General features: G+C 71.7%; 15 protein-coding genes. 8 read left to right on the top strand and 7 right to left on the bottom strand.

The features are described 5' to 3' along the window. Positions 1-232 precede the first annotated feature (232 nt). On the top strand, positions 233-844 hold the full coding sequence (locus PH203_RS07685; RefSeq protein ID WP_289917806.1) for a hypothetical protein: 612 nt from the start codon (positions 233-235) through the stop codon (positions 842-844). Positions 845-1,697: 853 nt separating this feature from the next. Beyond that, entirely contained in the window at positions 1,698-2,180 is a 483-nt protein-coding gene (locus tag PH203_RS07690) for an ATP-binding protein (RefSeq protein ID WP_289917808.1), read from the top strand. Positions 2,181-2,265: 85 nt separating this feature from the next. On the opposite strand, the gene PH203_RS07695 is transcribed toward PH203_RS07690, so the two are convergent. Both PH203_RS07695 and PH203_RS07700 read right to left on the bottom strand, forming a co-directional pair. Then, positions 2,266-3,306, bottom strand: coding sequence for a DUF2637 domain-containing protein (locus tag PH203_RS07695; RefSeq protein WP_289917810.1), 1,041 nt, complete (start codon positions 3,304-3,306; stop codon positions 2,266-2,268). Positions 3,307-3,609: 303 nt separating this feature from the next. Further along, on the bottom strand, positions 3,610-4,455 hold the full coding sequence (locus tag PH203_RS07700; RefSeq protein ID WP_289917812.1) for a (2Fe-2S)-binding protein: 846 nt from the start codon (positions 4,453-4,455) through the stop codon (positions 3,610-3,612). Between the two features lie 589 nt (positions 4,456-5,044). On the opposite strand from PH203_RS07700, the gene PH203_RS07705 reads away from it, so the two are divergent. Next, positions 5,045-5,797, top strand: coding sequence for a GntR family transcriptional regulator (locus PH203_RS07705; RefSeq protein ID WP_289918277.1), 753 nt, complete (start codon positions 5,045-5,047; stop codon positions 5,795-5,797). Positions 5,798-5,924: 127 nt separating this feature from the next. After that, positions 5,925-6,215, top strand: coding sequence for a hypothetical protein (locus tag PH203_RS07710; protein WP_289917814.1), 291 nt, complete (start codon positions 5,925-5,927; stop codon positions 6,213-6,215). Positions 6,216-6,269: 54 nt separating this feature from the next. Here the strand turns inward: PH203_RS07710 and PH203_RS07715 are convergent, their stop codons facing one another. Together PH203_RS07715 and PH203_RS07720 are read right to left on the bottom strand one after the other, a co-directional pair. Then, on the bottom strand, positions 6,270-7,040 hold the full coding sequence (locus PH203_RS07715; protein ID WP_289917816.1) for a hypothetical protein: 771 nt from the start codon (positions 7,038-7,040) through the stop codon (positions 6,270-6,272). A 127-nt stretch (positions 7,041-7,167) separates the two neighbouring features. Then, on the bottom strand, positions 7,168-8,841 hold the full coding sequence (locus tag PH203_RS07720) for a PucR family transcriptional regulator (protein ID WP_289917818.1): 1,674 nt from the start codon (positions 8,839-8,841) through the stop codon (positions 7,168-7,170). Positions 8,842-9,474: 633 nt separating this feature from the next. Here PH203_RS07720 and PH203_RS07725 point away from each other — a divergent pair. Continuing rightward, entirely contained in the window at positions 9,475-10,932 is a 1,458-nt protein-coding gene (locus PH203_RS07725; protein ID WP_289917820.1) for an NCS2 family permease, read from the top strand. Between the two features lie 42 nt (positions 10,933-10,974). Beyond that, positions 10,975-12,129, top strand: coding sequence for an XdhC/CoxI family protein (locus PH203_RS07730; RefSeq protein ID WP_289917821.1), 1,155 nt, complete (start codon positions 10,975-10,977; stop codon positions 12,127-12,129). Between the two features lie 203 nt (positions 12,130-12,332). Here PH203_RS07730 and PH203_RS07735 read toward each other — a convergent pair whose 3' ends face one another. Further along, positions 12,333-12,776 (bottom strand): SRPBCC family protein, encoded by a 444-nt coding sequence (locus PH203_RS07735; RefSeq protein WP_289917825.1) that lies wholly within the window; start codon positions 12,774-12,776, stop codon positions 12,333-12,335. 128 nt (positions 12,777-12,904) lie between these two features. Between PH203_RS07735 and PH203_RS07740 the strand changes: the two genes are divergently transcribed. Both PH203_RS07740 and PH203_RS07745 read left to right on the top strand, forming a co-directional pair. After that, positions 12,905-13,915 carry a DUF2278 family protein gene (locus PH203_RS07740; RefSeq protein ID WP_289918278.1) on the top strand — a complete coding sequence of 337 codons (1,011 nt, stop codon included), beginning with the start codon at positions 12,905-12,907 and terminating at the stop codon, positions 13,913-13,915. Positions 13,916-14,092: 177 nt separating this feature from the next. After that, complete coding sequence (locus tag PH203_RS07745) at positions 14,093-15,313, top strand: cytochrome P450 (protein ID WP_289917827.1); 1,221 nt, start codon at positions 14,093-14,095, stop codon at positions 15,311-15,313. A gap of 35 nt (positions 15,314-15,348) precedes the next feature. Here the strand turns inward: PH203_RS07745 and PH203_RS07750 are convergent, their stop codons facing one another. Together PH203_RS07750 and PH203_RS07755 are read right to left on the bottom strand one after the other, a co-directional pair. After that, complete coding sequence (locus PH203_RS07750) at positions 15,349-16,134, bottom strand: polysaccharide deacetylase family protein (protein ID WP_289917829.1); 786 nt, start codon at positions 16,132-16,134, stop codon at positions 15,349-15,351. A gap of 77 nt (positions 16,135-16,211) precedes the next feature. Then, on the bottom strand, positions 16,212-17,654 hold the full coding sequence (locus PH203_RS07755) for a family 43 glycosylhydrolase (RefSeq protein ID WP_289917831.1): 1,443 nt from the start codon (positions 17,652-17,654) through the stop codon (positions 16,212-16,214). Positions 17,655-17,724 lie beyond the last annotated feature (70 nt).

A 17,724-nucleotide genomic window follows, 5' to 3' on the forward strand; every position in this document is an offset into this window, starting at 1 on the left:
ACCGTTCCCCCTGCCTCTCCCGAGCCTGTCGTCCATCCCAGGCACCCCATGTACCTGCACGTCAGAAGGCCTGGGATGGTTCCACCGTGGCGGATCGGCCGCCGGCTGTTGCGCAGCCCGCCTGTGACGGCTGATGCTCTTGGTGTCGCACCGACCAGGCCGGACCGACCATCCGCCCGCTGTCCGCGGCATCCCGACATCCAAGCACTCGATCAGTACACGGGGGACACCCATGCCCATGCGCACCCGAGTCGGCGCGCTCCTCGCCGTCGCCGTCACCGGACTCACCCTCGGCGCGACGCTCGCCGCACCCGCGGACGCCGCACCGGCCGCGCCGAAGTTCCTGTCGGCGTCCGAACTGCCGCCGCACCCCTCGTCCGCCTGGAAGGCCGGCAAGGTCACCGACGGCGCCCCGGAGGAGCTCCTGAGCTGTCTGACGGACGCGCTGCCCGGCTACGACTCGCGGTACCGCTCGTTCAGCACCGAACTGGAGACCAACGCCCACCAGCTCATGATCGTCGTCGGCGACACCGCGAAGGCCAAGGCCCTCGCCGCCCGCCTGAACAAGGACATGCGCTCCTGCGCCACGCGCATCGAGCAGGCCGATCCGGAGATCGACGCCGCGTACAAGAGCTACGGCACGCTGCCGGTGGAGGAGGGCGCCCGTGTGCACGGCCTGCACACCACCGCCTCCTGGGGCGCCTCCGACATCCACCTGCTCTCGGTCGGCCGGGACGGACGGGCCGTCACCGTCGTGCAGTGGGGGCAGATGGGCGACTTCGGCGACGCACCGGTGAAGGCGTTCAGGAAGACGACCACCACGGCCGTGAACAAGCTGTACTGAGGCCACCTGAGGCCACATCGGAAAGAGCGGAGCCGCCCTCCTGCCACGGGGGTCGGGAGGGCGGCTCCCGCTGCGCCGAATCCGGTACGCGGACGGTGATGGGCGGTGTTGGGTGGTGGCAGACGGTGGCGGGCGGTGAATTCAGGCCAGATTCACAGCCCGCCGAGGGGACGGCGACGGCCCGTCCCGCTCCCGGCGTCCAGGACCAGCCGCCCCATCCCTTCGCCGTGTACGGCCGGTTCGGCAGACCGGGATAGACACGGCGGCGGAGGCGCCGCGGTCACCGTGTCGCCCCGGTGTCCGGGCGCGGAGCCAGACCGGCGCACGGGGTCGACCGCAGCCCGAGGGGGGCAGATGCACCGGCCCGCCTCCGCCACCGGGGGCGGGCCGGTGCCGCGGGCGTACGCCGTCCAAGGGGGCGCCTGTGCCCCGTGGAGCGGTGCCGGGGGCGGGAGGCAGGGGCCGCACGGGCCGCGGCCCTTTTCCCGCACCGCAACCGGAACCTCTGCGTCGACCAGGGGTTTCCCGTACCGGAAGCCGCCGGCTCACGACCGCCCGCGGACGAGCCCATGCCCCCCGGCGGAACCGGCGGCACGCGTTCCCCGCCGCGCCCCCTCGCACAAGCCGCCCCACGGCACACTCCCGCCCCGCCGTCACCGTCCCGCGACCCGTGCGCACACCGCCCCGAGGCATCCGGCGACGGCCTTCCCGAGCCCGGCCCGGTGCCCTCCAACCGTGGCCGAACACCTGGTCGTTGATGATTCGACATGACTGCTGGTGGTCCCACGGGGCATGGATCCCGTGAACGTGTTCGAGCAGGAGGGGAACCGACATCGGCACGCGGGCGGGGGTCATGAAGAGGCAGGCACGAGGAGGCGGTCCCACGGCGATCGGGGCCTTCTCGGCAAAGACAGTGGAGGAAGTGGCCGCGGGCGCCGCAGAACTGGCGCAGGCGTCTCAGCTCAAACGCAGACTCGGGAAGGCGGACCTGCGGGCGGTGCCAGAAGTGCGCCGTGCCCTGCGGGAGTTGCTACGCCATTGGGGGAGGCCCGGACGATCGGAGATAGCGGAACTGCTCACCAGTGAGCTCGTCACCAACGCGCTCGTCCACACCGACCACGACGCGGTCCTGACGGCCACCGTCGGACCGGGTGGACTCCGGGTCGAGGTACGGGACTTCGTGGCCCGCCGCCCCAGACTGCGCGTACCGAACGCCGACGACGGTACGCACGGCCGGGGCCTGGTGCTCGTACAGTCCCTCGCCGACGCGTGGGGCGTGCGGGCGCACGGGGTGGGGAAGGCGGTGTGGTTCGAACTCGACCCCGGAGCCGCGTGACACGGGTGTCCCATGACGAACGGGAGAGGGGTACGGCCGGGAAGCCGTACCCCTCTCCCGTGTGCCCGGCCGGTGTCCGACGGGCCTAACCGAACTGCTGCTCAAGGTCCTTGAGCTTGCGCTCCAGGGAGTCGAGCCGCGGCAGGGCCATGGTGTCGTCCTCCGCGGTGAGGTCGACGGTGATCGGGTCAGTACTTTGGCGGACGGGCTGCAGAGACGGCCGTGAGCGTACGGGCAGTTGCTCCGGGGGCGATATGGCAGGCTCCGCGGAGACTCGATCGGAGCCCCGCTCCAGGGCCTGGGCCTCCATCTGCCGGCCGCCGCCGCGGCCGATGAACCCGCGGTGCCCGCGGCTGATGGCCTTGAGCTGTGCGCGCTCCATGCGCTCCGCCTCGCGGCGGCGCAGCCGGGCCGTCTCCTTCTGCCGCTTGTCCTCGCGGACCTCGTCGACCGCCTCGTCCAGGCTGCGCACCCCTTCGAGCAGCATGAGGGACCAGGCCTTGTACGTCTCACGCGGCGCCCGCAGCCAGCGGACCACGCGGATCTGCGGCAGCGGACGGGGCACCAGACCCTGCTCGCGCAGGGCGGCCCGGCGGGTCTGCTTCAGCGCGCGGTCGAAGAGGACCGCGGCCGACAGGGACATACCGGCGAAGAAGTGCGGGGCGCCGGCGTGGCCGAGGCCTCGGGGAGCGTGCACCCAGTTGAACCAGGCCGCGGCGCCGGCGAACGTCCACACGAGTATCCGGGAGCCGAGCGCCGCGTCACCGTGGCTGGCCTCGCGCACCGCGAGCACCGAGCAGAACATCGCCGCACCGTCCAGGCCGAACGGGACGAGGTACTCCCAGCCGCCGGACAGGTTGAGGTTCTGCTGGCCGAAGCCGACCAGGCCGTGGAAGGAGAGCGCGGCGGCGACGGCCGCACAGCAGAACAGGAGGACGTAGGAGGCGGTGCCGTATATGGCCTCCTTGCGCCTGCGGCGCTCCTCGCTGCGCTCCCACGAGTCGTCCGCGCTCGCGTCCCCCGAGGAGCGCTTGCCGCGCGCGAGCACCGCTACCGCTGCGAGCATGCCCAGGAGCAGTACGGCGCCCGGAAGCAGCCAGTTCAGCGATATGTCGGTCAGTCTCATCTGGGGTCCCTTGCATTGGGATAGGGCGTAACGCCCGCCATAGTGGCCCAATCCCACCGGCCCTCAGGGGGTTTCGGGGCAAGAGGCCGCCAAGGAGGTGCAAGGGAATGCCCAAGGCGGCGTTCTGCTCGAACTGCCGCATGAGGGGCGGGAGTTGAGTTCGAATAAGACTACCCGTACGAGTGGTTCCACGGAAAGTTCCTGCGGCAGGTGAGGAAATTGTGAATCGCCTGTAACCAAGCGGGAGTCCTGTTCGCGGATGATCTTACGCGACGCGCGGACGTGCTCGTTCCCGAGGGTGGCTCAACTGGCGGCTTCGGCGAGGAGTTTGACGACCCGGTCGGCGTCGCAGGTGCGCGGGCAGGTGACACAGGTGTCCTGCGGCTCCAGTGTGTAATACAGGCAGCAGCTGGCCCGGTCCCGGGTGGCCAGCGACTCCCCGCCCGGTCCGGTGAGCTCGCGGAAGGCGGCCGTCCCGATGTACGGCTTCGTCGTCCCCGGCAGCAGCAGCTCCAGTTCGCGCTCGGCCCGCTCCTGCTCGCTGCGGCCGAGCCGCTGGGCGACGTACCAGAGCCCCTCCACGATCTCGTCCGTCACCATGCCCCACAGCGCGCGCCCGCGCCGCCGCATTCGCGGTCCGAACCCGGCGAGCACGGGCTCCATGTGCTCGGCGATCGCGTCCCGCACCTCGGCGCGCAGGGCCTCCTCGTCGGGGACGACACGGGCGCCGGGCAGCACGGCCGCGGGGTCGCCGGGAAGGCAGGCGAAGGTGCCGGGGCGTACGGCGAAGGCCATCGGGCCCGCCGTCCGGTCGTACGAGACGTGTGTCACCGGGAAGCGCGGCACCCGGCGCCGCAGGAACCAGGGTGCGGTGATCAGCAGACAGGCCGGCCAGGCGTACCGGTGCAGTCCGAAGCTCGCTATGACATCCGGGCGTCCGCGCCGGCCGTGGTCCCGCAGGATCTGTGAGTCGTCCCACGCGAGGAAGGCCTCCAGACCGGCCCCGCCCTCCGCGAGCGAGGCGGCGGTGACCCAGCCGCCGCCCCTGGGGGCCTGCTCTCCCGCGCCCAGCTCCGTGACGGTGAGCCCCGGACAGGCCTCGGTCAGACGGTCGTAGGCGTCCGTGAGGGCCGACGGGGGCACGGTCATGCGGGGACCACCGATCCGGGACGGCTGCGCTACTGCATTGAAGGTAAGCCTAGCCTTACCCGTGAACTCCGGGATTTGAACCGGGGGCTTCTGCGCCTAAGGTGCTTGACGGACGAGTAACAACCCGCCGTAATGACCCCAAGTACCGACACGTCCGGAGGAGGACCCCGTGAACCAGGGCACGCAGGGCTCCGCCGGGACGGGGATACCCCGGGCGGTGCGGGTACCGCCGCAGCTCATGGCCGCAGACGTGGACCGCGGGCGCGAAGGCCCGACCGGTGCCGGCACCGGTGCGGCGCGGGGTGAGCACACCCATGCCGAGCGGCCGCGGGGTGCGGCTGCCGATGCGCAGGGCCGCCCCGGGGAGGCGGTGCCCCGGGCAGGAGTGCAGCGTCCGCGTCCCGGGGACGCCGGGCCGGGACTCCGTGGCGAGCGGCCGCGGTCCGCCGACGCCGTCGTGCCCGAGCCGCGTGCCGAGCGCAATCGCGCCGATGACGCCGCGGCCCCGCAGGTCCGGGCCGAGCGGCCGCCTGCCGAGCAGCCTGTTCCGGCGCCCGCGCCGCTACCGCCGAGTCCCGCCGACGCCGTCGTGCCCGAGCCGCGTGCCGAGCGCAATCGCGCCGATGACACCGCGACCCCGCAGGTCCGGGCCGAGCGGCCGCCTGCCGAGCAGCCTGTTCCGGCGCCCGCGCCGCTACCGCCGCGGCCCGCTCGGGCCGTCGTGCAGCGGGCCTCCGTGCGGGGACAGATACTCGACGCCCTGCGGACCGCGCTGGTGTCGGGTGAGCTCACGCCGGGCGAGGTGTACTCGGCGCCCGCCCTCGGCGACCGTTTCGGGGTCTCCGCCACCCCGGTGCGGGAGGCCATGCAGCAGCTCGCGCTGGAGGGCGCGGTCGAGGTCGTGCCCAATCGCGGGTTCCGGGTCGTGGAGCGGGGGGCCCGGGAGCTGGGCGAACTGGCCGAGGTGCGGGCGCTCATCGAGGTGCCCGTCGTGCTGCGGCTGGCCCGGACCGTCCCGGCCGAGCGGTGGGCCGAACTGCGGCCGCTCGCCGAGGCGACGGTACGTGCCGCGTCCACCGGCTGCCGGGCCACGTACGCCGAGTCGGACCGCGCCTTCCACCGCGCGGTTCTGGCCCTCTCCGGCAACCAGCAGCTCGTGCAGATCGCCGAGGACCTCCACCGGCGCGCCCAGTGGCCCCTGGTCGGCGCCTCCTCCTCCCGGGGCCGTGCGGAACTGGTCGCCGACGCGGCCGAACACACCGCTCTGCTGGACGCGTTGATCGCCGGGGAGCTCGATGTGGTGCGGGCACTGGTGGGGGAGCACTTCGCCGGCACGTCCTGAGCTTGTGACGGCGGTCACAGAATCGTCGGCTCCGCGCAACGGTGCGCGACACCGGGAACCCGGCCGCCCGGACCCGCGTGACACCCCGCACACGGCACGCCCGTGCCGCTACCGGAGGTGATCGGCGATGGACCCGTCCTTCATGGCCCAGCAGCAGGCGCAGCAGGCCAGCCAGCAAGCCCAGCAGGCCCACCAGCAGGCCGTCCAGGCCCACCAGCGGGCGCACCAGCAGCATGTGCACGGCGGCTACCACCGCCCGGCGCACGTTCCGATGCCGCACCGGGGCGGCCGCGGCGGGGGCCTGTTCTCACTCGTCGTGGTGATCGTCGTGGTCGTCGTCTTCGCGCGTGACCCCGAACTCCGTGACACGGTCCTCAACGAGATCCAGCAGCTGGTGGACAGGATCCAGAGCAGCTGAGCCGTCCTTGCCGCAGACGACCCCCGCCCCGCCCCGGCACCCCTCGCGGAGCGTTCACGCAGTCGCTGCCGGCGGTGCCAACTGCCGTGCCAGCCAGGTCGGTACGCCGCCCAGCAGCCGGTACAGCCGCCGCGCCTCCTCCCGCAACCGCGAGGCCTCCGGCTCGACCTCGGCGTCGGCCAGCGAGGCCAGCGCGGGCGCGGTCCCCACGAGGTAGCCCAACTCCTCCCGGATCCGCAGCGATTCGGCGAAGCCGTGCCGCGCCTCGGCCAACTCCCCGTCCCGCAGGGCGAGTCCGGCGAGATGGCGCCAGGTGAAGGAGAGCAGCAGCGGATCGGCGTGGGCCACCGCCCCGGCGTGCGCCCGCCGGTACGCCGCTCGGGCCGCCTGGGGCGATCGCGTGAGGTTCTCCGCGAGCAGCCCCCGCCGGAAGTCCAGCAGTGCCCGCCCCGGCGCACCCGGAGCGATCAGCGCCGCCGCCCGGCCGAGCGCGGCGCGCGCCTCGTCGGCCCGGTCGCGCACCCCGTGCAGCGTGGCGGCGTACGCAAGTTGCCCGCGTTCACAAGCGGCCGCGCCCCGTTCGTCGTCGCTCCCGGCCTGCGCCTCGGCGACCCGCAGCGCGTCCTCGGCGTCCTGCCAGCCCTGCTCGGTGTAGAGACACCGCTCCACCAGCAGCGCCGCCCGCTGCAGGGCCGACCCCGCGGAGTCCGGCTGGAGCAGCGCCGCCGCGTCGGCCCAGCAGGCGCGCGAGCGCAGCCGCCATACCGCGGTCTGGAGTGGATCGTCAGGGGTCGTTCCGTTACCAGACATGGCGGTATACGCCACCTCGCCCTCCCCGGCACACCATTGAGCTGTTGAGTGGTGGCCGCATCTCAGCACGAATGGACGCGCCCGGCCAAGGGGGTGGGTGAAGGATTTCACAAAGTCGTGGGATCCCTGGCCCTGCCTGGTTTCAGCTCATCCTCAACGCCAGGAAGAAATCCAGCTTGTCCTCGAGGCGTGAGAGATCACGACTCGTCAACTGCTCGATCCGGCCCACCCGGTAGCGCAGTGTGTTGACATGCAGGTGGAGACGGGTCGCGCACCGGGTCCACGAACCGTCGCAGTCGAGGAACGCCTCCAGAGTCGGGATCAGCTCCGCGCGGTGCCGGCGGTCGTAGTCGCGCAGCGGGTCCAGGAGGCGGGCCGTGAACGCTCTGCGGACGTCGTCCGGGACGAACGGCAGCAGCAGCACGTGCGAGGCCAGTTCCTGGTGCCCGGCGGCGCACACCCGGCCGGGCCGCGCCGCCGCCACCCGCCGTGCGTGCCGTGCCTCCTCCAGCGCGCCGCGCAGCCCCTCCGCGGAGTGGACGGCCGCGCTGACGCCGAGCGTGACCCGGCCGTCGTCGTCCAGACCGGCGGCGAGAGGGTCCCGTACGGACTCCAGGAGCACATCGGCGAGGATCCCCGCCTCGGAGCCGTCGTGCTCGGCCGAGACGGCCGGGAGCGGCACGAGGGCGACGGCCTCGTCGCCGGTGTGGGCGACGGCGATGCGGTCGGAGGGCTCGGGGCCGGTGGCGAGCGGGTCGACGAGGATCTCCTCCAGGAGGGACTGGGCGACCGCGCCGTCCTCGACGTCCGCGCCGTCCCACTCGACACGGGCCACGACGACCTGCCAGTGCGGGGCCGCCCCGAGCCCGGGCAGCAGCACGGGGGCGGCCACCCTGAGGCGCGCGGCGATCTCGGCGGGTGCGGCGCCCGTCTGGACCAGCTCAAGGACCTCCTGGGCCAGTCGGCGCCGGACCGTGCGGGCCGCGTCCCGGCGGTCACGCTCGACCGAGATCAGCTGTGTCACGCCCTGCAGCAGGTCCAGCCGCTCCTCCGGCCAGTCCCCGGCGTCCGCCTCCACCGCCAGCAGCCAGTCCGACAGCACCGTCTCGCGCACGTCCCGGGACCCCTGCGAGGAGCGCCCGCTGCTGCGGACCGGGAAGAGTGAGTACGTCGTGGAGCCGAGCGTGAGCCGGTGCGGGCCACGACGGCCCGTACGGGCGGCGGCCAGATGCTCCGCGGCGAGCTTCGCGCACACGTCGGCGGGCAGCGCCGGGCCGGTCGTCTTCGAGCCCGCGATCAGCCGGCCCGTCGGCGACAGCACCCAGGCCCGCAGGTCCAGGTCCGAGCCGAGCAGATCCAGGACCACGTCCGGGCCGCCGCCCGCCGGGCCCGAGGTCATCATCCGGCGGTGCCGGTCGACCACGGCCGCGAGGTCGCCGGCCCGCTCGCCGGAGACCTGGCGTACGACGTGCTCGGTGATCGTCGCGAAGGCCACCGACTCGTGGACCGCGAACAGCGGCAGCCGGTTGCGGGCGCAGGCCAGCACCAGGTCGTCCGGGATGTCCCCCAGCTCGGCCTCGCCTGCGGCCAGCGCGGCCACCCCGGCCTGCGCCAGGATGCGTACGAACGGTTCGGAGTCACCGGCGTCGCGGCGCCAGGCCAGGCCGGTGAGGACCAGTTCCCCGCCCGAGAGGTAACGGCTCGGGTCACGCAGGTCCGTGGTCATCACACCCCGCACGGTGCGATCCAGCTCGTCCTCGCCGCCGAGCAGCCGCAGGCCCAGCGCGTCGGTGTCCAGCAGTGCGCGCAGCCGCATTCTCGTCGCCGCCGATCTTTGTCTCGAAATCTACGATGAACATGGAGGGTCTCGTGGTGACTGGGGCTCGTCAGGTGGGCTGAGAGGCCACGTCTCCCGGGCTTCCGGGCTGTGTCCCAGGTCACGCCCACTGTGTCGCGCGTTTCCCCAGGAAAACATGGAGGTTATTGAGGACCTCCGTTCATATGAATCTACAAGATGACCGCGCCGACCAGCCAACTCCTTCGGAGTTTCCGTGACTGACCGCGCCCGCGCACGGCGCTGTGTACTGGGCCCACTCCGCGTGAACAGCACGTGAACAAGCCGGGCTCGCAGCACACGATCTGGCTCGATCCGAACGACCACGAGACGAGGAAGAGAGCCGGTCATGGACCACCTCGCGGACCCGGCGTAGCGAAAAAAGAGCTCTCCGGGCGGCGCGCGGGAACGTCACACTTCACCGCGCCGCCCGGAGCACCGGGTACCGCACCGCTCGCGGAACTCGCAGCAGGTCCCAGCACCAAGTCCCAGCACCGCATTGTTCGTTCGTCTCGGGCCGTCCCCCGGGTCGTGCGGCCGAAGCACCTTCCCAAATCCCGTAGCCGCTCCGGCGGCCGTCACGGGTGCCCCTTTGAACCTTGGGAGTAGGCCCACATGACCCAGCAGTCACTTGAGCCGAAGACCGTTGCCGAAGACGCGGGCGAAGGCACCCGCGTCCCGGCCGGACGGTCCTGGCTCGACCGGTACTTCCACATCACCAAGCGGGGATCGACGGTCGCGCGTGAGGTGCGCGGCGGTACGACCACGTTCATGGCGATGGCGTACATCCTCCTGCTCAACCCCCTGATCCTGTCCGGCAAGGACGTGGCGGGGGACACGCTCGGCCAGAAGGCCCTCATCACCGCGACCGCGTTCGCGGCGGCCTTCACCACGCTGCTGATGGGCTTCTTCGGCAAGGTCCCCCTCGCCCTCGCCGCCGGTCTCTCCGTCTCCGGCGTCCTGGCCTCCCAGGTCGCCCCGGCGATGACCTGGCCGCAGGCCATGGGCATGTGCGTGATGTACGGCGTGATCATCATGCTGCTGGTCGTCACCGGCCTGCGCGAGATGATCATGAACGCCATCCCGCTGGCCCTCAAGCACGCGATCACCATGGGCATCGGCCTCTTCGTCGCCCTGATCGGCTTCTACAAGGCCGGCTTCGTGCACCAGGGCGAGGCGACCCCGGTGTCGCTCGGCCCGAACGGCGAGCTCGCGGGCTGGCCGGTCCTGCTCTTCGCGGTCACCCTGCTGGCGATCTTCATGCTCCAGGCGCGCGGTGTCCCCGGCGCGATCCTGATCGGCATCGTCGGCGGCACGGTCCTGGCTGTCCTCCTCAACGCCCTGGACGTCATCGACCCCGGGCAATGGGCAGGCGGTGCCCCGGAGCTGCACGGCAGCGCGGTCTCGATGCCGGACTTCTCGATCTTCGGCCACGTCGAGTTCGGCGGCTGGGGCGAGGTCGGCGCAATGACGGTCGGCATGATCGTCTTCACCCTGGTGCTGGCCGGCTTCTTCGACGCGATGGCGACGATCATCGGCGTCGGCACCGAGGCCGAGCTGGCCGACGAGCAGGGCCGGATGCCGGGTCTGTCCAAGGCGCTGTTCATCGACGGCGCGGGCGGTGCGATCGGCGGCGTCGCGGGCGCCTCCGGCCAGACGGTGTTCGTGGAGTCGGCGACGGGTGTCGGCGAGGGTGCCCGTACCGGGCTGTCCTCCGTGGTCACCGGCCTGTTCTTCGCGGCCTGCCTGTTCTTCACCCCGCTGACGGCGATCGTGCCGGGCGAGGTCGCGGCGGCGGCCCTGGTGGTCATCGGCGCGATGATGATGATGAACGCACGGCACGTGGACTGGGCGGACCGCGCGACGGCGATCCCGGTCTTCCTGACCGTCGTCATCATGCCGTTCACGTACTCGATCACCGCGGGCGTGGCCGCCGGTGTCATCTCCTACGTCGCGATCAAGGCCGCCCAGGGCAAGGCTCGCGAAATCGGTGCCTTCATGTGGGCCCTCACAGTGATCTTCTTCGTCTATTTCGCCCTCAATCCCATTGAGAGCTGGATGGGCGTGCACTAGCGGCCCGTCCTACGGGACCGCTGCCGCTGAGGAGACCGAGACATGCTGGACATCGCCGACGAACTGCACCGGTGGGTCGAGCAGGGACGCGACTTCGCCGTGGCCACCGTGGTGACCGTCACCGGCAGCGCACCCCGCGGCCCGGGCGCCGCCCTCGCGGTCGACACCGACGGCACGGCGATCGGCTCGGTCTCCGGCGGCTGTGTGGAGGGCGCGGTGTACGAGCTGTGCCGACAGGCGCTCCAGGACGGCGAGACCGTCCTGGAGCGCTTCGGCTTCAGCGACGACGACGCCTTCGCGGCCGGTCTGACCTGCGGCGGCATCATCGACGTCCTGGTCATGCCGGTACGGACGGGGGACGCCGTCCGTCCGGTGCTGACGGCTGCAGTGGCGGCGGCGGCCTCGGGCCGGCCGGCCGCCGTGGCCCGCGTGGTGTCGGGCCCGCCGGACCTGCTGGGCCGCGCGCTGCTGGTCCACCCGGACGGCACGTACGACGGCGGCTACGGCGGCCGGCCCGAACTGGACCGTACGGTCGCCGCCGAGGCGAGGGCCTGCCTGGACTCCGGCCGCACGGGCACCCTGCGGATCGGCGAGCACGGCTCCCCCTGCGGAGCGCCGCTGACGCTCCTGGTGGAATCCTCGCTACCGTCCCCGCGAATGATCGTCTTCGGTGCGACCGACTTCGCCTCGGCGCTGGTGAAGGTGGGGAAGTTCCTGGGCTACCGGGTCACCGTGTGCGACGCCCGGCCCGTCTTCGCCACGCGGGCCCGCTTCCCGGAGGCGGACGAGATCGTCGTCGCGTGGCCGCACACGTACCTGGAGCGTACGGAGCTGGACCGGCGGACGGTGTTGTGCGTCCTGACCCACGACGCCAAGTTCGACGTACCGCTCCTGCGGCTGGCGCTGCGGTCGCCGGTGGCGTACGTGGGGGCGCTGGGGTCCCGCCGGACCCACCTCGACCGCACCGAGCGGCTGCGCGAAGCCGGCGTCACCGAGCCGGAACTGACGAGGCTGCGGTCGCCCGTCGGACTCGACCTGGGGGCGCGTACGCCGGAGGAGACGGCGCTGTCGATAGGCGCGGAGATCATCGCGAACCGGCGGGGCGGGAGCGGGGTCTCGCTCACGGGGGCGCAGACGCCGATCCATCACGACGGGGCGGCGTCGGGGACGGCGGGGCGGGCCGGGCCGGTGGCCTGAGCGGGGCGGGTCCGGGGTCTCGTCCGTCTTCTCGGAACCGCGGCAGCATCACCCCGGCGAGAGCGTGCGCGACGCCCGCCGAGCCGACCGGCCGGGCCAGTCCCCGGGCTCAGGTCGGGCCCGGGCCGTGGTCCTACCGTCCGCCGGAAGAGCCGCATCCCGTGCGCGTCGCCCCCGGCAGGCCCCGCCCCGTGTTCACTTCCTCATGCCGTCCTCAGCAGCCGATTGACCGCCCGTCCGAACACATACCGGGCCACCCGCCGCACCACCGGATCCAGTACCCCGGGCAGAAACCCGAACCCCAGCTCCTCGCGCCACACCACCCGGCTCCGCCCGCCCGGTCCCGGCCCCACCTCGATCTCGGCCCACCCCGTCACCACGCGGCCGCGCTTCTCCAGCCGGCAGAACCCGGACTCGTCGTCGTCCGTCGGCGGACGCCACGCGGTGACCTCCATACGGTCGTCGAAGGCGAGCGGACCGAGGCCGGTGCGGGCCACGAACACCGTGCCCTCGCCCGTCGGCTCCGGCGTCTCCACCGTGACCCGGGTCAGCGGGACCACCGCACCATGGCGGGGCCACTCCGTGAGCCGTCGCCAGGTCTCGGCGCGGGGGAGCGGTGCGGTGCGTTCGAGCAGAAAGGTGACCACTCAACGATCCTAGGGAATCCGGCCAGCTCAGCGGCGTATTCGTATACGGCTCACACGCCTGGCCCGCAACCCCTACGATTCGGCATATGGGAGGGCAATCCGCCCACCTCCAGGGGGAGTTGGTAACCGTGCCGCTGAAGGCCTACGGCGTACTGATCACACGGGCGGTCGACACCCGCCGCGAAGGCGCGGACGACACGCCGCACTATCAGATCCATCTGACGGACGACCAGAACGTCCACTACCGCGCAGCCGTCAACGTGCTGTCGCAGGTGCACCCCTCCGAGCTGCTCTACCTCGTCGACGAGGACTTCCGGCATCCCGTGACCGCCCGGCTCGCGGGACTTCCCGGCGGCTGGAACACCCTGCCGCCCGGACCCGGCGGCCCCAACCTCGACTTCGTGCGCGGCAATCTCTTCGACCCGGCGAAGATGCGCACGCTGCCCCCGGACGGCCCCGGCGCCGACGACGACCTGGCCGACCTGCTCGACCTCTACGTACGGCGCGCCGTCGCCGACCCCGATGCCCGGCTGTACGTCTTCGGCGAGCGCTTCGGGCCCGAACCCCGCGTCAAGGACAAGGTGTTCGGCTTCCTGCCCGGCAACGGCATCCACGACATCCACATGAACCAGGGCAACAGCCGGAAGTTCCGCAAGGACGACGGCGTCTGGCAGGACGGCGGGATCCTCATCCACTTCCCCGGCCAGGACCGCTGGGTCGCGATCTTCCTCGCCTTCCAGAGCCAGTCCTGGCACACCGACGACGTCACCGGACACGCCCTGGAGGACGTCGACGGCAACCGTCCCGAGCCGGGCACCCTGCCGGTCCGGATCGTCGCCGCGCTCGTCAACCCGCGCGGCCCGGCCCCCGAGGCGGAGACGGTCACCCTCCTCAACGCCTCGCCTGACCCCGTCGACCTCACCGGCTGGCACATCGGCGACCGCCTGGGCCAGAAGTCCCCGGTACCGAACGGTCCGCTGGCCGCCGGCGCCTGTCTCACCGTCCCGCTCACCGGTGGCGCCCAACTCGGCAACCACGGCGGCGAGATCACCCTCTTCGACGCCAGGACACTCAAAGTTCACGGAGTTTCCTACACCGCGGAACAGGCCGCGCGAGAGGGGTGGTCGGTCGTCTTCTGACGCCGTGACGCCGTGACGCCGTGACGCCGTGACGCCGTGACGCCGTGACGCCGTGACGGGGTGACGCGTGATGGGGTGACGAGCGGGACCTGATGACGGCTGTCGCATCCGCACCCCCGTACGGCACCATGGGCGCGACCCCGCACCACCACCACACCGGCGGCCGGAGGGCGTCCCGTGGACCGTGAACTGCAGGGAAGACGCGACGAGTTGCGGCGCGATCCCTACCCGCACTACGAACGGGCACGGCAGGCCGACGGACTGACCTACCTCGAAGAGCTGGACGCCTGGCTCGTCGCCCGGGACGCCGACGTACGCGAAGTCCTGCGCAGGCCCGAGGAGTTCTCCTCGGGCAACGCGCTGATCCCGGACGTCATGCCCGCGCCCGCCGCGCTCGCCGTCCTCGGCGGTGGCTTCGGCGGGCGCCCGGTCGTCGTCACCTCCGACGGCGCCCGCCACCAGGAACTGCGCGCACCCCTCGTACGGGGGCTGTCGCCGGCCCGGGTCGCCGCCGTCCTGCCGTACGCCGCTCGGCGCGCCGCCGAACTGGTCGAGGGGTTCGCCGAGGACGGCGGGGTCGAGCTGATGGCGGCGTACGCCAGAAGGCTCCCGGGTGATGTCATCGGCCGGATCGTCGGCCTCGGACCGCAGGACGTGCCCGGGATCGTGCACGGCGGGCACCGCGCCGAGGCACTGCTGTTCCGGCCGCTGGCGGAGGACGAGCAGGTCGCCGCCGCCGAGGACGTCGTGGCGATGCAGCGGACCCTGGAGCGGTATGTACGCGAGCGGCACGCCGAGCCTCGCGAGGACCTGTGCAGCGAGCTCGTCGCGTCCCTCACGGAACCCGGCCCCGGCGAGCTCACCCTCGAAGACCGCCACGAACTCGTCGCCCATCTGCAGAACCTGCTGATCGCCGGACACCTCACCACCACCGCGCTCATCGGCACGACCGTGCTGCATCTGCTCCGGCACCCGGATCAGTGGGAGCTGCTGTGCGCCGAGCCCGAGAGGATCCCGGCGGCGGTCGAGGAGGCCGCCCGCTACGACAGTGCCCTCCAGGGCTTCCGCCGGGTCACCACCCGCCCCGTGACGGTCGCCGGGACCGAACTCCCGCCCGGGGCCTCGGTGTTCGTGGCCTTCGGCGGCGCGAACCGGGACGCCGACCGGCACTCGAGGCCCGACGAGTTCGACATCACCCGCACCCCGGGCCGGCACGTCGCCTTCGGGCTCGGGGTGCACAGCTGCCCCGGGTCGCAGCTCGCCCGCGAACAACTGCGGATCACCCTGGAGGAGTTGACGAGACGGCTGCCGGGGCTGCGACTGGCGGACGACCAGCCGGTGGAGATGCGGCCGACGATGATCCACCGCTCCCCGCACCGCCTCAACCTCACTTGGTGAGCCGGAAGCCGGAATGCCTCAGCTGCCCATGAAGCTCACCGGTACACCTCCCCCGGCTCGGCCTTCCCCGGCGCCAGCAGCTGCGGCACGGTCACGAACACATACCCCCGCGCCTTCAGCGCGTCGATGATTCCGGGCACGGCCGGCACCGTGCCGTCGTAGATGTCGTGCAGCAGGATGACCCCGTCCCGGGAGACCTGGTTCAGGACGCGCTTGCGGATCAGGGCCGAGTCGTCGGTCGTGTAGTCCTTGGCGGTCACGCTCCACAGCACCTCCGACATGCCCAGCTCCCGGCAGATGCCGTGGACGAGGTCGTTCGTGCGGCCCTGCGGCGGGCGCATCAGCGTCGGTCTCCGTCCGGTGAGACGCTCTATCGCGGCATTGGGGCGCTTCAGCTCCTCACGTATCTGGTCCGGTCCGAGCTGCGTCAGGATCTTGTGGGACCAGGTGTGGCTGGCGACTTCGTGGCCCTCGTCGGCCATCCGTTTCACCAGCTCCGGATACTTCTCGATGTGCCGCTTGCCGAGGAGGAAGAAGGTCGCGGGGACCTTCTTCTCCTTCAGGATGTCCAGCAGTTCGGCGGAGTGCTCGCTCGGCCCCGCGTCGAAGGTGAGCGCGACGCACTTCACCTCACGGCAGTCGACGGTTCCGAACCGCGCCTGGGCGGTGGCCGGGGCCTTGGCCCGGGCCGCGCTGGGCGCGGTGGTGTCGAGTGATCCGCAGCCGGTCAGCGACAGCGCCAAGGACGCCGCCGCCACCGACATCAGCGCCGCTCGGAACCCGGCCCCCGTTTTGTTCATCTTCCTGGTCAGAGTAGGCATGCCGGGACTATACACAGCGATTATACTCGCTATGTATAGTCCCTGTGGTCATGCCCTCCCGGCGTCCGGGCCGGGTCTCACTGGGCGTAGAAGGTGGCGTCCGCCCGGTCCGTGGCGGTGCTCAACGCCTGCACCTTCAGCAGATAGTCGTAGTGCCGGATGTACTGCCCCGCGTGGCTGTACGCCTCGTACGAGATCCCGGCCGGGTCGGCCAGCCCGGCCCGCTGGCGGAAGCTCGCGTCCGAGGCGAAGGCCGACGTCCCGTCGTTCTTCTCCACCCATACCTCGAAGTTCTTGTGCCGCAGGTAGTAGCCGGGGAAGTTCGCCGACTCCAGCGAGACCGTGCCGCTGCCGGCGAGCCCCGTGACCACCCGGAACTGCGAGTCGGCGAGGGGTGAGACGTTCGCCTCGATCTTCGCCCGGTACTCCCAGTGCCGGATGAACCGGTCCGCGAAGTTGTACGAGGAGAAGCGCTGCGGGGTGACCCCGTCGGCGACCGGGATGCCGAAGTCCGGGGTCCCGTCGGCCTTCCAGTAGATCTTCTGCACGCGGGTGCGGCGGTTGGGGTCGTTCAGCGGGTCGCCGCTGATGTCCTTGTAGCTGCGGTCGTGGTAGACGAGGATGTCCGACCTGTCGTCCTCGGAGACGGTGAAGGAGTTGTGGCCCGGACCGTACTGCGAGGTCGCCGCGCTCGACTGGAAGACCGGTGTCGAACGCTTCGTCCAGGAGGCGGGGTCGGTGAGATCCGCGGTCGCCGAGGCGGTCAGCATCCCCAGGCAGTAGTTGGCGTCGGTGGCGCTCGCCGAGTACGTCATGAAGACCTTGCCGCCGTGCTGGATCAGCGCCGGCCCCTCGTTGACCTTGTAGCCGATCGTCTCCCAGGACAGCGTCGGCTGCGACAGCTCCGCCGGGGTCCCGCTGATCGTCCAGGGGTTGGACATCTTCGCGATGAACAGGCTGGTGTTGTTGTCCTCCGACGGATTGCGCTGCGCCCACGCCAGATACCGCACCCCGTTCACGACGAAGGTCGTCGCGTCCAGCGAGAAGCTCTCCCAGGTGGTCCTGATCTGGCCCTTCTCGGTCCAGGCCGCGGTCAGCGGGTTGGCGCCGGTGCCCTCCAGGACGTACATCCGGATCGCCCACACATCGCTGGTGGACCCGGCGGCGAAGTACACGTACCACTTGCCGTCGATGTAGTGGATCTCCGGTGCCCAGATGTGCGCGCCCATCACACCGCTGCTGTGCTTGGTCCAGATGGTGACCTCGGAGGCCGTCGACAGGCCCTGGATGGTGGTCGCCCGGCGCAGCACGATGCGGTCGTACTCGGGGACGGTCGCGGTGAAGTAGTAGTAGCCGTCGGTGTGTTTGAAGATGTGCGGGTCGGCGCGCTGCGCCGCGATCGGGTTGGTGTAGGTCACGGCGGGGGAGTCGGGGACGGCGGCCTGGGCGGGGGCGGTGCCCAGGCAGGCGGTGAGGGCCACCAGCAGAGCCAGTAGCAGGCGAACGGCGTTGCGTCTCAAGGGGGTTCTCCAGAGGTGCGGGCGTGCGGGAGGGGGCGGGTGGCCGGAACGAGGAGCCACTGCCGACCTG

Origin of the sequence: Streptomyces sp. S.PB5 (assembly GCF_030403745.1) — a bacterium.
Lineage (GTDB): Bacteria > Actinomycetota > Actinomycetes > Streptomycetales > Streptomycetaceae > Streptomyces.